Source organism: Nocardia sp. NBC_01503 (assembly GCF_036327755.1).
In the GTDB taxonomy this organism is placed as follows: domain Bacteria; phylum Actinomycetota; class Actinomycetes; order Mycobacteriales; family Mycobacteriaceae; genus Nocardia.
In genome coordinates this window covers 3,648,483-3,662,586 of sequence record NZ_CP109596.1, presented here as the reverse complement: position 1 = coordinate 3,662,586, position 14,104 = coordinate 3,648,483, and the positions used below count along the sequence as shown (strand labels likewise).

Annotated in this window: 14 protein-coding genes; 3 read left to right on the top strand and 11 right to left on the bottom strand. The window is 63.5% G+C overall.

The window, feature by feature from the left end; translation table 11 throughout:
* Nucleotides 1-70: 70 nt before the first annotated feature.
* The 3 genes from OHB26_RS16345 to OHB26_RS16335 all read right to left on the bottom strand — a co-directional run bounded on the left by OHB26_RS16345 (nucleotide 71) and on the right by OHB26_RS16335 (nucleotide 4,894).
* Nucleotides 71-1,780, bottom strand: a complete 1,710-nt coding sequence (locus tag OHB26_RS16345; protein WP_330185008.1) for a Gp37-like protein — start codon at nucleotides 1,778-1,780, stop codon at nucleotides 71-73.
* Nucleotides 1,777-2,529 (bottom strand): phage tail protein, encoded by a 753-nt coding sequence (locus OHB26_RS16340; protein WP_330185007.1) that lies wholly within the window; start codon nucleotides 2,527-2,529, stop codon nucleotides 1,777-1,779. Before OHB26_RS16340 ends, OHB26_RS16345 begins: the two co-directional genes overlap by 4 nt.
* Before the next feature lie 862 nt (nucleotides 2,530-3,391).
* Nucleotides 3,392-4,894, bottom strand: a complete 1,503-nt coding sequence (locus OHB26_RS16335; RefSeq protein ID WP_330185006.1) for a hypothetical protein — start codon at nucleotides 4,892-4,894, stop codon at nucleotides 3,392-3,394.
* Between the two features lie 789 nt (nucleotides 4,895-5,683).
* Between OHB26_RS16335 and OHB26_RS16330 the strand changes: the two genes are divergently transcribed.
* Complete coding sequence (locus OHB26_RS16330) at nucleotides 5,684-6,193, top strand: WD40/YVTN/BNR-like repeat-containing protein (protein WP_330185005.1); 510 nt, start codon at nucleotides 5,684-5,686, stop codon at nucleotides 6,191-6,193.
* 304 nt (nucleotides 6,194-6,497) lie between these two features.
* On the opposite strand, the gene OHB26_RS16325 is transcribed toward OHB26_RS16330, so the two are convergent.
* The 6 genes from OHB26_RS16325 to OHB26_RS16300 form a co-directional block, all read right to left on the bottom strand.
* Nucleotides 6,498-6,902, bottom strand: a complete 405-nt coding sequence (locus OHB26_RS16325) for a hypothetical protein (protein WP_330185004.1) — start codon at nucleotides 6,900-6,902, stop codon at nucleotides 6,498-6,500.
* A 113-nt stretch (nucleotides 6,903-7,015) separates the two neighbouring features.
* Nucleotides 7,016-7,354 (bottom strand): hypothetical protein, encoded by a 339-nt coding sequence (locus OHB26_RS16320; RefSeq protein WP_330185003.1) that lies wholly within the window; start codon nucleotides 7,352-7,354, stop codon nucleotides 7,016-7,018.
* A gap of 38 nt (nucleotides 7,355-7,392) precedes the next feature.
* Entirely contained in the window at nucleotides 7,393-7,560 is a 168-nt protein-coding gene (locus tag OHB26_RS16315) for a hypothetical protein (RefSeq protein WP_330185002.1), read from the bottom strand.
* A 98-nt stretch (nucleotides 7,561-7,658) separates the two neighbouring features.
* Nucleotides 7,659-8,609 (bottom strand): hypothetical protein, encoded by a 951-nt coding sequence (locus OHB26_RS16310; RefSeq protein WP_330185001.1) that lies wholly within the window; start codon nucleotides 8,607-8,609, stop codon nucleotides 7,659-7,661.
* Nucleotides 8,610-8,787: 178 nt separating this feature from the next.
* The gene (locus tag OHB26_RS16305) at nucleotides 8,788-9,507 is read right to left on the bottom strand and encodes a hypothetical protein (RefSeq protein WP_330185000.1); all 720 of its coding nucleotides are present in this window, start codon (nucleotides 9,505-9,507) and stop codon (nucleotides 8,788-8,790) included.
* A gap of 15 nt (nucleotides 9,508-9,522) precedes the next feature.
* Complete coding sequence (locus OHB26_RS16300) at nucleotides 9,523-9,966, bottom strand: hypothetical protein (protein ID WP_330184999.1); 444 nt, start codon at nucleotides 9,964-9,966, stop codon at nucleotides 9,523-9,525.
* A 545-nt stretch (nucleotides 9,967-10,511) separates the two neighbouring features.
* Here OHB26_RS16300 and OHB26_RS16295 point away from each other — a divergent pair.
* The gene (locus OHB26_RS16295; RefSeq protein WP_330184998.1) at nucleotides 10,512-10,961 is read left to right on the top strand and encodes a hypothetical protein; all 450 of its coding nucleotides are present in this window, start codon (nucleotides 10,512-10,514) and stop codon (nucleotides 10,959-10,961) included.
* Between the two features lie 26 nt (nucleotides 10,962-10,987).
* On the opposite strand, the gene OHB26_RS16290 is transcribed toward OHB26_RS16295, so the two are convergent.
* Complete coding sequence (locus OHB26_RS16290; RefSeq protein WP_330184997.1) at nucleotides 10,988-12,538, bottom strand: DUF4185 domain-containing protein; 1,551 nt, start codon at nucleotides 12,536-12,538, stop codon at nucleotides 10,988-10,990.
* A gap of 540 nt (nucleotides 12,539-13,078) precedes the next feature.
* Between OHB26_RS16290 and OHB26_RS16285 the strand changes: the two genes are divergently transcribed.
* Nucleotides 13,079-13,321 (top strand): hypothetical protein, encoded by a 243-nt coding sequence (locus tag OHB26_RS16285; RefSeq protein ID WP_330184996.1) that lies wholly within the window; start codon nucleotides 13,079-13,081, stop codon nucleotides 13,319-13,321.
* Here the strand turns inward: OHB26_RS16285 and OHB26_RS16280 are convergent.
* The gene (locus tag OHB26_RS16280) at nucleotides 13,289-14,086 is read right to left on the bottom strand and encodes a PE-PPE domain-containing protein (protein ID WP_330184995.1); all 798 of its coding nucleotides are present in this window, start codon (nucleotides 14,084-14,086) and stop codon (nucleotides 13,289-13,291) included. The two genes, OHB26_RS16285 and OHB26_RS16280, sit on opposite strands and share 33 nt — an antisense overlap.
* Nucleotides 14,087-14,104 lie beyond the last annotated feature (18 nt).

Here is a 14,104-nt window from a genome sequence, read left to right as displayed (position 1 = left end):
CGTACTTTCTGTAGTGGGTCGGGGATAGCCGAAGGCGCTCTGGAGCGCCTTCGGTCCGGGAGGGGCAGACCTACATCTGCACCGCGAGGGACATGAGTTCGTCGACGATGTCGGCGACTATGCGCATGGATTGGGCGAAGGGCATGTCGTGGTCTTTGTCGGTACCCAGCGTGATTTGCCATTGGGGGCTGGCGTTTCGGGACCAGGCGAGTTCTAGTTCGGTGACCTGGTCCACGTAGATTTTGCCGGCGGGCATGCCCTTGATGGTGGAACCGACTCGGTCGCCGAGGAAGAAGTGGCCTTGGCCCGCATCGCCGATGAGGTAGGGCTCGCCGTTGGCCACGGTGAGTTTGTGGGTGTGGTGGGTGCGGGTTTTCCACATGCCCTCGCCCAGGGACAGCAGCGCGCCGAGGGTGTAGGCACGGTCGGCGCTGGTTTCGAAGTGTTCGAAGTAGTGCGACCAGCCGGAGGCTTGGGCGCGGTCTACCGCATAGTGGCGCTGCCAGGCGAGCAGGGTGTCGGTGAACAGGGCCATCGCGATGACATTGACGACCTCGGTGGCGCCTTCGGCGAGGGCGGACAGGATCGGACCGGCGAAGGGGACCTCGCCGAGGATGCCGCCCATGAGGAAGCCGACGAACTGGATCGCCGACGAAATCGCCTCGTTCACACCGGGAGCCGAGTGACCACCGGTGACGACCTGGACCGCGCTGGAGGGCTGCACGATGAACTGCGAGGTCTGGATGCCGCAGTGATCGTTCTGCCGATAGACCACCCACGGGTTGGATGGCAGGGTGCCGAGGTAGCCCGGAGTCCGGTATGCCGCAGGGATATTCGGGTCCGGCAGTGGGTGTTCGATCTGGTCGTAGAAGACGCCATCGGCGTTCTTCTCGAAGGTGTCCCACATATGCTGCAGGCCGCCCCATACGTCACCGATGCGTGCGGTGTTGCTGGTGAAGCCCGACTTGTCGACGATATCGACCACCAGACAGCCGTGTCGCAGATTCGCGCCCGGCCAGGGCAGCGGATCGCCGTTCAACCAGCGGCGGGTCTGCACCATGAGCTCACCGGTTTGCAGTGTGCCGGAAGCACATTCGTGCCAGTTCTTGAAGCGCGAGCCGAAGATCGTCCACACCGAGTTGTCCGTGCCGTACGGAGTCGGCTTCACCGCGATCTGCCAGTTGGACATATTGAGATTGCCCCACTGCGCCGAATCCATCGGATCGGACGGCACCGCCCACGAGCTACCTTGCAGGCGAAGCAGATTCATCATCAGTGCGGTCTTGAGCACCCAGATACTCGGACCCGCGAGCATGAACTCGCGCGGGAACTGCACGGCTTCGGGCAGGAATGGGTTGGACCAGCAGATGATGTGCTTGAGCTCCTCATAGGAGTGCAGGAAGCTCAATTCGACCGTGGTGGTGCCCTGTTCGTCGGTCTTGAGGACCGCCTTCTCGAGTCGCCCGTCCCAGCGCGCGCCGTCCTTGTCGACGGTGATGTGAATGTTCTGGGTGGTGCGGCCGGAGCGCGGGTCGTCGTTGTAGATGTCCATGGCCCAGCGGGCCAGGTAGTAGTCGTAGGGCAGCACCAGAACGCCGACGCCGGTGTCGTTGAGCGTCCAGCGGAAGTCGGCGCTGACCTCCGCACCGCTGACCCCACGCAGCACCCAGTTGCCGTCCCATAGGCGGACCAGCGGGCGGGCGTACCGCTGTGTCTTGCGCTGAACCTTGGCCTTCTGTGCGGCGGAATAGATTTGGGGCAGGTCGGTCACATAGGTCACTGCAACCCCCACGGCCGCGACCAGTTACGCGCCTGCACGACCAGCACCGAAGCGCCCGCGGGCGCACCGTCCACCGTCACCGGCAGCGCGGTCGCCGGGGTGTACGGCGGCACCGGGTACATGAAGCTGACGCCGTTCATCTGCGCCCACACCGGAGTGTTGTCCCGCGCGACGATCATCTCCTCCATCGGATCGGTGTCGATGGTCAGATCCTGGCCCGAGTTCACCTGCGGCAGCACGACGGTGCGTGCGGCGAAAGCATCTGCGGCCCATGAGAAGTCGGGCAGAGTCCACTGCCCCGGCGCGGAGCAAACCCAGCGCAGCCACATGGGCTGATCGGTCGGGTTGGAGACCGTCACGGTGCCGGAGCGCGCGGGGTTGGCCCCGGTGGTGTCGGCGGGCGACACCCAGGTCGCCGTCGCATCGCTCTCCACCCACCACGGATTGCCCGCGGTACAGGTCATGACGACCTTGGCCAGTTGCTTGAGATGCGGATCCTTCACCGGCTTGAAGTCCGGCTGTTCCGACATCCGCAGTGCGAGCGACCGCGCACCGAAATCGGTTGTCACGGTGAGCACGCAGTCGCGGTCGTATGCCCACGCCTTGCGCCAGGCACTGTCCACAGCCTCCCAGCTGCGGCCCGCCGACTCGAAGATGTTCACCCCGAACACCAAGTCGCGCTTATTGGTTCGGTAGCCACCGAACGAAGATCCGGTCTGGAACGCCGACTGATTCCAAATGGTCGTCACGGGCGCGTCATACAAACCGCTGGGCGCGGTCCCGAGCTCGACCCCCTCGCGGCCGCGTCCCGGCCCGGCAAGAGTCCACGTCGACCCATCGACTCCCGTCAACGTAATCATGGCAGCATTGGGCGCCACAAGTTCACCTCTGTTTCTGTAGGAAATTCGACTGAAGTGCGACCAGTCGACCGATACGCGGAATCACGCGAAGTCGAAATGCGCCTCTACACATCGAAATCGACACGGCGGCAACATGACTCACTGGTACTGTAAGCCTATCCCGCAGGCCGCGACGAGCTCCGGATTTGCCCAACAGCCGGGTTGTCCGGCCGGGGAAGTGCGCGGCGATACATCCTCACCGCATAGCGATGCGGTGCCCGACATCGATAACGATGCGAGGACCGCAATAGTGTGTTCGCCTACCGCCCGGCGGTACCCGACTCAGCGATGATCGTCCAGCCGCACCTGCGGCGCGATGTTACGCAGGACCGCGGCCAGTTGAGCGGTATCGACTTTCCAGCCGTCGATACCCTTGGCGCACTGCATGAGTCGCTCATCGCGCGCGCTCGCCCGGTAACGCAGCACATTTCCGCCGAGAGTGATTCCGGATCGATCGACGCGCAGCGCAACCTTGTGGGACAGGAAGCCCGCGAGCGCCAGCAGGCCACCAGCCGAACAGGAGCAAAGTGCCGATACGCAACCCCGAGGACATGCCGGGCGTGAGGATCGCACCTGCCACGAACGCCACCGCGATGAGCAGTATGACAATCGTCTTCGGGTTGAAGCCGCAGCGCTCTTCGCAGATCATCCGCATACCCGGCACAGGACCGGACACTCCTGCGCCACAAGTTAACGCGGCCGGGTGACCAAATCAGTCCAGCAGAGCGTGCCGCTGCTCCCAGAGCTTGGCCTTCGCGAATGCCTCATGCACGTCATAGGTCGAAACCCGCACTGTCATGGAGCGATCCACATGCTCACCGCGACCATTCGGGGTGACGCGGACCTTGGTCAGCGCGGCGGCGACCATGGTCTCCATCTGCTGGGTGTACTTCTTCATGTACAGCGGATCGTCGTTGATCGCCTTCAGCAGCGGCCGGTTCACGGACGCCGAGGCAGCGTTGACGACGAATTCGCCATCGGACAGGTACGCGGGGATCTTGTCGCCGATCGACGAACCTGGCCCCCTCACCGCACCGGCTGATATGTCACCACCCGCGGCTCTGTTGAGTGGGTAGTGCTGCTGCATTGTCATCGCATGCGCGACATGATTCGGGTCATCTCGAAAGCTGTAGGACATATCAGTACTGCCGGCCACTCCGGTGACATCAACATCGCCAGTCGTCCCATAATCAATATAATTTCTGCCGACGCCAATCTGATGCGCCATGCGCATAAACTCAGCAGCAGTCAGATCCGCGAGATGCCCGATATTCACTTTTCCATTGAGCTTATAGGTCAGGGGCTGATCATCGAATTTATAGTGATCCCATTCCTTGGCCTGGAAATGAACCTCATAATTATCCGCACCCCCATCGGCACCGCGATGCACCACGATGTATCCGTCCGCGCCCTCATGAAAATGCCCCAGGGCGTGATTGACGTCCGGATTGTCCTCGTTAGCGGTGTCCGCAGGCGTACGGAGCCAATCGACACGCATCGGAATCTTCGTGTCGTATCCAGCCTTCTGATCATGAACGTCCTGTATTGCCCGGTTGACCTTATCGAGAATGCCGTCCTGATGGATCGTCGGATTATTCTGATTCTGCTGGTCCGGTCCGGTGAAATACTCCGGTTCATCCCGAGCATCATCGCCACGATGCGCCACCCAATGCAGGTCTTGGCCGTAGAACAGAGCGCTTCGCCCCCATATCGTGTTGAACACGGCCTCCTGCGTCTCCGCATTCGTCAACTGGAGGGACTTGGAGTTATTGTTCAGGAAGGAATTCATCAAGCGGGCCGACATATTCCAGCCGTGCGCCTTCATATCCGCCTGAATCGACCGACCAGCGATTTCCAACTCCGGTACATAATCCGTGTTCCACCATTGCGACCGATATTTCGGCTGCCCGTGTATGTAGTCGCCGCCGGGCTCCTTGAATCCCGGATGCAATCGATCGTCCTCGTGTGCGGCGTCATCCGGCGTCACGGGAAGACTGCCGAGAACGTTTTGATCGGCCAGGTCGGGAGAGTCTCCGGAATCATTGATGAATCGAATAGGCGATGAGGGCTTGCCGAGTAGCTGACCGAGGATGGCCGAGCCCGCCCCTCCCAGCGTGGACCACCAGTTCGACGGCGCGTGCCCAGCCGATGGTCGGATCGGCGCCGCCGCTTTGGGCGCCGAAGCGGTTACGCGGCGGATATCGCTGGGTGGCATGGTGATTCACTCTTTCGCTCGTCACATGCGCTGATGCATGTGATAACAGTGGGAGTCGAACCGCGAACCGCGAGCCGTTCGGCACGCGGTCACGGACACGGACACGGAGGGCGTTGCATGCGCAGATGGAGACTTGCGGGCCTCGCCGCGGCCTGCGCCACGGGAGTTGTCGCATGGGCGATCGTGACCCATCATCCGGCCGAAACAGCCCAAAGCTTTCAGCCGACATCGGTCACCTTCGTATCCAACGGCGAGGGGTGGTCGATCGGCACCACCACGTCACCATGCTCCGAAAAGCTCTGCGCGACAGTGGAGCACACCATCGATGGCGGCCGAACCTGGAGCGTGCTTCCCGCCCCGCAGCCAGTTGTGAACAACCACGATCGCCCACTCATCCGATTCGCGACCGCTGCCGACGGCTGGGCCACGATAGGTGCGACAAAGTGGGCCACCCATGACGGAGGGTCCACCTGGTCGCCGACCGACTACCCCGGTAACGGAGTAGACACGGTCCGGCCGCTTCCGGTGCCGGCCACTGATTCCGATCAGATCTTCGAAGTATCCGCCGCGACAGCGCCGGGTACCGTGGAAGTCCTCACGAGCCCTGTGACGCAACAACAGTGGACGTCTCGTTTCGCGCTGCACACCGACCTCGGAGGCGCCCGCGAAATTCGATCGTCGGCGAGTGTGGTGCGCAACGGAGACAGCGCCTGGGTGAATGTGGACCGTCAGATTTACATTTCCGGAGCAAACAACGACTCCGCTGGACCATCCACCGGCGCCCGCCTGATGGACGGGAGGTGGGCGGCCTGGACGACCCCGTGCGCCGATATCAATGGGCGATTCGCGGGTATGGCTGCTCCAACACCCCTCGACCTCGTACTGCTCTGCGGCACCCGAGCACCGGTCGACGGTGGCTACCGCCTGTACACGTCGAACGACGGTGGGCTGAGCTATGTCGACCGCGGCGTTGTCGGTGACGGTCACCCGGTTCGGCTCGTCGGCGCGGCCGACCCGAACCGCATAGTGATTTCTGTGAACAATCCGGGCAGCCGTACCCGCCTGCTCACTTCGCAGGATGGTGGTAAAACCTGGTCTCCATCATTCGAATCGTCTTCCGGGACAACCGACTTTCCCGGAATCGGTGATGCCGCCTTCACCAGCTCGACCGACGGCTACGTACTGCAGCTCCAAGAGGACGCGGCACCGATGGCTTCGGGGTTCGCGCCACATAGTCGGCTGCTATTGACCCATGATGCGGGCCGCACCTGGACACCGGCGAAATTCACACGCGGCTGAACCCGAGGATCGCCGCGCGGCTCGGCGTCAGCGCCGAGCCAGTGACGCGTGCATCAGGGCGGTGCGGGACTCGTCCCGAGATATTGTACGGGTGCGGGTCATCTGACTGAGCACGACATTGATCCTTTCATCTCGCAGTACTTGCCGATTCGAGCCGAATAGTCCTCGCGATCCGGCGAGCGGCTGGGTGGGGACGAGCATCGGGGCGGGCGGGAAGTCGGTCATCGGATTGCCTCCGAGCGTCTAGGTGGGAGCGAAACCCTTTGATGCACAGGGTGGTTCGTGGCCTGCCGGGGTTGAGCGGTCACCAGGACCAGTCCTCGTCGGCCTCGGTTACCAGTACTTCCGGGGTGTCCGGCACCGGTGGTGCGGTGAACATGTCGATCAGCGCCTGCATGGATCCGGCCCGGCGTTCCTCGCGGACGATCTCGACCGCGGACAGCGGCCGGGGCAGGGGTCTGACCGTGGGCGGGTCGGAGCCCGCGGCGGCGATGATGGTGGCCTGGACGCCATTGAGGGCATCGATGATCGCCATGAGCATATACGTGTCGAGGGTGTAGCCCTCCGGCCGAGGGCCGGACGGAACATCCTCTTCGTGGTCCTCGCCGAGTTGTTCCTCCGCGTCGAGTCGTTCCTCGGCGAGTTCGTAGTCCATCAGTACCGCGCTGCGGTAGTGGCTCCCGGTCGGCAGACGATCCTTGAACGCCATGATGGTGCGCCAATCGCGGTCGCGAATATCGTTGGGCCCGAAGCAGTCCCGGACGTCGATACCGCGCTCGAGTAGGTCGTAGTCGAGCGCGGCACCGAAACGTTCCCAGAACTCTACGAGCCCTCGGATCCCCCCGGCAGCTCCGCGGAGCCCTGGCCGAACAGGTGGGCGTAGAGATCACGCTGGAAGGCGTACCAGTCGTCGGAAGGGCGGTCCGCGAACAGCTCTTCCACGGCGTCGGCGTGCTCACCGAGGACGATCGTCATCTGCTCGTCGTCATCGCGGGTCGAGCGCAGGGCCTTGAGTTGGCCGCGGGTAACGGGCGGGATGGCGATGTCCGCGGTGAGCTGGTACGCGGCCCGGCGGCGGGCCGAAAGCTCCTGCTGGAGCTCATAGAACCTGCCGACGCCCTCGTTGTCGGCTGCGGGGGTTTGCTTCTCGGGTGTAGCCACTTTCACTTCTCTCCGGTTGTGTTGGGACTATTTGTGTTTCAGGAACGCTTGCGCGACTTCGCCGGGACGGCAGCGGTTTCCACAGCCTCGACCGGACGGTGACCGCGCGAGAAGACGGCATTCATGTAGGCCGTGGCGTTGGGTACGAGGTACTCGCGCTCGCCGTCGGTCATGGCGACGGGGAAATGGGCAGGAATGGCGGACATGGTGACCCGATTTCTTCTCCGGATGAAGGACGAAAGGAAGTGTGGACGCGTGCCGCGACCGGAGAAGCACGGCACGCGTCCACGTTTGGGGACCCTGGCTAGGCGACGGAGATGGTGCCGGTGGCGGTGGTCGCCGTGGAGGCGGGCCAGCCGGCCGGAGCGGTGAACGAGATGTCGATGACGCCGGAGCCCGTGGTGGAAGTCGGGGTGACGACACCGGTCGAGCTGATATTCACCGAGGTGGTCAGACCGGTGCCCTTGGTAAAGGTCAGCATGTTCGGAGCGATGACGCCACCGAACTGGTCGGTCACGACCAGCTGCAGCGCCTGGTTGCTGCCCATGGTCAGCGTCTGCGCGCCGGCCGGAGCGACATTCAGCGCCGAGACCAGGTACGGCATGCCGCTGGCCGCGACCAGCTTCTGCCAGCCCGCACCGGCGTAGGAATGCGCGACCGCGAAACCCGCGACATCATCCTTGAACGCGACCATGGTCAGCTTGTTCGACAGGACGCCGGTCGGAACCCACTGCTCCCCACCGAACTTCGAGACCGCGACCTTCGGCAGCACCTTGATGACGTAGGTCGGCAGCGCGTCGTTACCGTCCTTGCCGATCACGATGGCCGAGTAGTAGGTGATGTTCTCGGCGGACGGCTGGGCGAACCACACCTCACCATTGGTGGAACTCGGCGTCATCGCCGACAGGGCAGCGCTGGTGGTCAGCTGCAGGTTCAGCGCAGTGGCGTTCTGCTGCGGCTCGAATTCGAGAGTGGTGATGTCGCTGGTGATGTCGTTGCGGACAGCCTGGAGCTCACCGTAGGACTCGATCGGCGCGGCGGTGATGCCACGCGAGAACGCGATACCGGTCTTCTTGTCGATCAGGCCGATCGACTGGAAGGCGGCGGGCAGGGCCTGCAGATTGCCCGCGGCATCGGTGAATCCGCCGAGCGGGGCCTGGGTGCCGTAGGGCGCGAGGAACACGGCGGCATCGAGCGGCTTGAGCAGCAGCGAACGCTGGGCAGCCTTCAACGCCGTCAAGGTAGTGGCAGTCAATGTGTCTCCATTTCGAAGGCCCGGCGAGCCGGGCGGGATTGCGAAGAAGGCGCCCGTGGGTGGGCACCGTGAAACGGCCCCCGGCGGAAGGGGGACGACCGACACCTGCGCGGCAGGATCGGCGAGTATGCGGGCGATGCGCGGAGCGGTTACGAATCCCGCTGTGCGGTACCGGATTTCACTTGTACGGGAAGGCCAGGATGGCGTCGTTGCGCCGATCCCGCGCCAGGGTCTCGTACGGGGCCAGGTCCATCACAATGCTGAAAGCCTTGTTCACCTGGACGTTCTCACCCAGTGCCGTGGTCGGCACGGTGAGCATGGGCGTGGTGAACTTGGTGATGTCACGCCCGGCGTTCTGCAGGGCGTTCCAGGCCAGCTGGCTGATATCGGGCGGGTTCTGCTGACCGTTCGCGGGGCTGCCATCACCCGGGTTGTCACTATTCTGAGCGTCGGCATTGTTGTTGCCGGCCAAGGCTTTCTGCACCTGCTCGGAAACGGCGGAGAACACCTTGCCGCCGACATAACTCTTCAGCGGGTTCAAGAAGTTGAACAGCGTGCCGGTGCGAGTGGTAGACAGCGGTCCGTCATTGCCGTAAACGTGCGGATCGAGGTTCGGGATGCGGCCCTTGATCCGCAGAATCTTACCCGCGGTGCTGCCGAGGTTCTGAAATGGCGAGGCGACCTTCTTGAAGGTCTCCCATCCGACGAAGAGCTCGGGATTGAGTATTTCGACGGCCTTTTCGATGCCCTGGAAGGCGCTCTCACCGAGAGCCCTGGACATACCGTTCAAGAAGGACGAGCCGGATACACCGTCGAGGGCGAACATACCGTTGTACAGCGACTCACCGGGGCGCTCGGCGGATTGATCCTCGGCGGGATCCTCGGAGTGGTCTGACACGAGGCGATCTCGTTCCTACTGTCGCCGAGCTTCGATGCTGAAGGCGAGGTCGACCATCTGGTTGAGAGGGTCCAGGTCGGGGACCTCGGTCAGCCCGCGGCTGCGGCGCAGGATGGGGGCGTGGAATTTCGGCTCACTGGAGGTGATCTCCTCGACGTAGTCGATGAGAACACCGTCGGTGGTGGTGGCGGCCGGTGCGCACAGCACCGCGTCGCGCACCCTGATCGCCAGGTTTTGCGCCTGCAGGCGGTCGGTGCCGAAAACGACGATCTGCACCTGGGCCTTGTAGGTGATGGCGTTGACGTCGAGGACGCCGCCGGTCTTACGGACCCAGATCAGCGGCAGCACGATCTGGGCAGCGGTCTGCGGGAGAGCGGGCACGGTCGCCGCGATCGGGTTGAGCAGATCGCAGAGGAACTGTTCGAAGTCCGGGAACTCACCGCGCTGCAGGGTGGTCACTCCGCCTCCTCGGTTACGGATAGGACGCGCACCTCGCAGGTCAATGTACCTGTGGGCGTGGAGTTTTCGGACTCGCTGGCGTCATGGTGCGGCATGGATATCTCCGGTTCGGGGATGTGAGCGGACTACAGGCCCAGCAGCGGCAGAACCAGCGGAATGAGGTCGCCGATCAGCTTGACGATGTCTTCGATAACGGTGAGCACAGAGATCACCCCCTTCTAAATATTTGGTGTGGCACAACGCTTTTCGCTGCGCTCAGCGTATTCTCGGCACTGTGGCCGGCCCGCGGAAGTGACCAACTTTCTCACGGACCGATCCGATCAGGACTGGCCGGTCTCGTGCACACGCAGTACATCGCCTATGCGATAGACGGTTTCGGTGCAGCACGCGGGCAAGCGCGGCACGGGCGCGACACGGCAAGGCGGAAAACTAACATCGAAAACCTTATGTTGCAAGCAATCAGTTTGCCATTTCACCTGATTACGCACACTTACCGACCAATTTAATGTATGCAACTTGCTGAATCCGGTTGTAGCCTCTGGAGCGTGTCAACGTCACCGGCCAACGCAGCCAATTCCGTTCAGCCCCCTTGCCTCGGCCTGTCGGGCTTCGTCGAACCCGCGTACCCGCTCGACTGGGATCGACTGCCCGCCACGGCCGCGGCCCAGCGCGTGTGTCTTACCGAGTGCCCCCGCGAGCGTTTTCGCGCCTGCGCCCAGGACGCACTCCGCGCGGGCACCCTCATCGACGACGAAAACCCTTCCGTCGCCAACGGTGTGGTGATGGCCGGGGTGGTCTGCCGGGGCGACACCATTACCCGTCGCCGCCTGCAGCTGGCACTCGGCGAGGAGGTCAAGGTGCGAGTGCGTCCCGACCGCTGCCTGGGTTGCCGACGGCCCATGACAACGCGGCGACGCAAGCAACCCGGCTATGTGGTGCACGAATCCGACGGCCGCTGCGGTGGGTGCAAGCGCGCGGAGCAGCGCGCCGCCTGAGCTTAATCAGCGCGAATTACGTTGCGTCACTTCAAGGTCGCGTGCATGAGGTACACGTTGTAGCTGTTCCACGCCGACATCGTGAAATACAGATCCTTACCGGTCGACCACGGATGGATGAAGCCGCCGTACGCAGTCGGATAGTCCTGCGTACTGAGCAGCGGCACCGGCTCGGTCCACACGCCCTGCGGATCCACGGCGGTGCGCAGCACGATCTGCCCGCGCATCACATCGAGATACACCATCTGCCACTGCCCGGAGTCCTGGTCGTAGCGCACGGACAGCTCGCTCGCGGTCCCGGAAACCAAAGGGGTGGCAAGCAATTCGTTCGCGCCATCGGCGGGCACCCAGGTGCCGTCGACCCAGTACTGGTACGCGGACTTGTTGAGCACCTGCGCGGCCGGCACCCGCGCCAGGCCGATCACGCCGAGCCGGCCGTTGGGCGTGCCGAACATGTACACGTAATCACCGTGCGGCACCATGGTCGCGACCTGGAACCGCCCGACCCCGAAAAGGTTGTCCCAGCGCGCCCATTGCGATTTGGTCCAGGTACGGCCATCATCATCGGACCAGGCGATGCCGCCCAGATTCGTCCACCACATACCTGGGATACGACTCCAGTGGTTGATCGACATATAGGTCAGGTATTGCCGGTCGCCGATGGCGAATCCCGAAGTGGGAATGGTGGTGTGCTCGAAATTCTTGATCTTGCGGCTGTCCAGGATCTCCGCGGCATGACAGCGCCGGTCCTGCACGAAATCGTCCAGGACGAGTCCTTTGGAGAGATCCCGTTCGCTGCTGTAGGCGATGACATTGCTGCGCCATTCCTGCTCATCGGTTCCGGCACCGGTGGGCTTCCATCCCTTGCCGAAGGTGTCGCCGAAGACGACGGCTACTTGACCGGGCTTGCTCTCCCACATCAGGCCGAGGTCGGTACCATCGACGGACCAGCGCATATCTGTGCGATTGAGCGAGCCGTGCCCGGTCACCTGATCGACCAATTGGACCGAATCCACCTGTGGCGCCGCGATCGGCGCGGCGGCGGGCGCGGGTGCGGGCGGTTGCGGATCCGCACTCGGCGCGGGCTGCGGAACAGGACCGTCGCCGCCCGGAACCGGAATGGGAATCGGTTCGGATTCGGGCTGCACCTCGATACGCGGCAGTGACAACCCGCTACCGGTATCACCCGGCGGCGAGGCCGGATCCGGAGCCGGATTGTCCCGAACCTCCGGGCACGGATTGGCGCATGGGTCCGAGGGCAGTGCGGCGGAGTCGATTCGAGTGTTGTCAGGTTTGGGTCCGGGCACCTGAACGAAGACCACTTGCGGCACCGGAACCGGGATCTTGATGGTGGCGTCCTGCTGCGGCTGCACCGGGTCAGGATTCGGCTGCCGGGCCAACGGGTCGAATCCCGTTTCACCACAGCTGTTAACGGGTGGCGGCGCCCACGGATAGGCGGGGGCGGCGTGTGCGGGACTCGCGGGAAGCAATACGGCACCGAGCGTCAGGACACCCGAAATCGCCAGCGTGACAGAGATTTCAGAGTGCGCCAGCGCACGGCGATGCCGAAATCTCATGGTGATGATTCCCCCTCTTCCAGTACCGAACCGCATCACTGTAGCGGCCCGATGTCGAATCCGCTTGCCGCCGAACAGGAAAGAGAAATGCCCCGCCCTCGGACCGCTAGAAATCCGAGGGCGGGGCCGCGCCCTGCTACCGCGTCGCCTGCAACCGCACGGGGTGGCGTGAAAGGCGGGAGACGGAACGGGAGGGGCGAGTAACCGGTGAATATCGCTGCGGCCGAGGCCGTCTTGCGTATTTCCGACGATCACAGCCTATCCTCCGGCGCGTTCCGATCTTGTTCAGTTGACCAACACATTCACGCCCGTCCGCCGAGTGAATTCTCGGCGATGAACGGGTAAATAGGTCTTACAGACAAAACGGACAAAACGAACATTGAAGATTGTGTCGTACCTGATCAGACGGGCCGGCCTCGATGACCGGTACCCGCCACCGTCAATCGCAATAGGATCGTGAATGATGTTTGCATGTCCGGTGATTCGCGGCTGCCGCAATGGCGTTGTACGCGAGTTTCGAATCGAGAGACAGGAATCCGCGTGCCCGAGGAGTTCGACGAAGCACTGGAAGCGGCCCGGGCCGAATGGGCCACCGAACATGACGTTCCCCCCGAGTACCGCGGCGATCTCGCCGCGGCGACCACGGTGCTGCCGGGATACAGATGTGTCGATCTCTCGGATCTGTCGAGCCACGACCTCCGGCTGGTCGACGAAATACTCGGCAAATATCGGTCCAAGCGCCGCGCGTTGTCACGCTATCGCCGACGGCAGCCGCTCTGGTAGTTCCTCGTGGGCGTTGAGGATATCGGCGAGCCGCTCGCAGTAACCGTCCCGCTGATAGGCCAGGTTGTGTTGACCGCCGGATAGATAGCCCTCCATCGAAGCCGCGGCCGCTTCCCACATCCGCCAGGTTCGCACCGGACGCGTCCACCCGTCCCGCCGAGTCGGCTGCCAACGATTCACACGCAAACGATCGACCATTGCCCGAGTCCAGCCACCGAACTCCGCGAAACTGAAGGCGGACAACGTATCGGCGAGCGTACGCAACGGCGAATCCGCCGGGCATGAGGTGATGCAGTCGGCGGGATTGGCCACCTCCCAGGTCGGAATGCAGTCCGGCCACGGTTCACGCTGACCGTTGATGCCGAATCCCACCGGATTCGGGTCGATCGAATCACCCTCCCGGCGAAGCGGATTCGCGATATTGGCGGCCCACGCGATATCGCAGTCCGCGTATTCGCCGCGAGCCTTGGCCTCGAGGAATCGCGTGACGACCTCCGCGCCGAGGCTGTATCCGAGCAATCCGGCCCGGTTCGGGGTGGCGCGGACAGCCGCCGCCAGTGCCCGCACACCGGTGTCGATGGATTGTTCCTCCGAACAACCGTCCAGGCCGTACTGGGGATTGGCCGGACCGATGCTCGCGGGATAGTCGACCTCGGGGCCGATCGAATACTTGGCGGGGTCCAGTCGGCCGGTGACAGCGGTGAGCAGGTTGCCGGGCGCGCCCAGCCGCTCGCCGGTGCCCCGGCAGCTCAGAACGGTGATCATGCGAATCCCTCGGGTCGG

What these genes read in the sequence shown, in the direction of transcription:
- OHB26_RS16335 (WP_330185006.1), bottom strand. Translation starts at nt 4,894, where the DNA reads ATGCCACCCAGCGATATCCGCCGCGTAACCGCTTCGGCGCCCAAAGCG.
- OHB26_RS16330 (WP_330185005.1), top strand. Translation starts at nt 5,684, where the DNA reads ATGGACGGGAGGTGGGCGGCCTGGACGACCCCGTGCGCCGATATCAAT.
- OHB26_RS16325 (WP_330185004.1), bottom strand. Translation starts at nt 6,902, where the DNA reads ATGGCGTTCAAGGATCGTCTGCCGACCGGGAGCCACTACCGCAGCGCG.
- OHB26_RS16315 (WP_330185002.1), bottom strand. Translation starts at nt 7,560, where the DNA reads ATGTCCGCCATTCCTGCCCATTTCCCCGTCGCCATGACCGACGGCGAG.
- OHB26_RS16290 (WP_330184997.1), bottom strand. Translation starts at nt 12,538, where the DNA reads ATGAGATTTCGGCATCGCCGTGCGCTGGCGCACTCTGAAATCTCTGTC.
- OHB26_RS16280 (WP_330184995.1), bottom strand. Translation starts at nt 14,086, where the DNA reads ATGATCACCGTTCTGAGCTGCCGGGGCACCGGCGAGCGGCTGGGCGCG.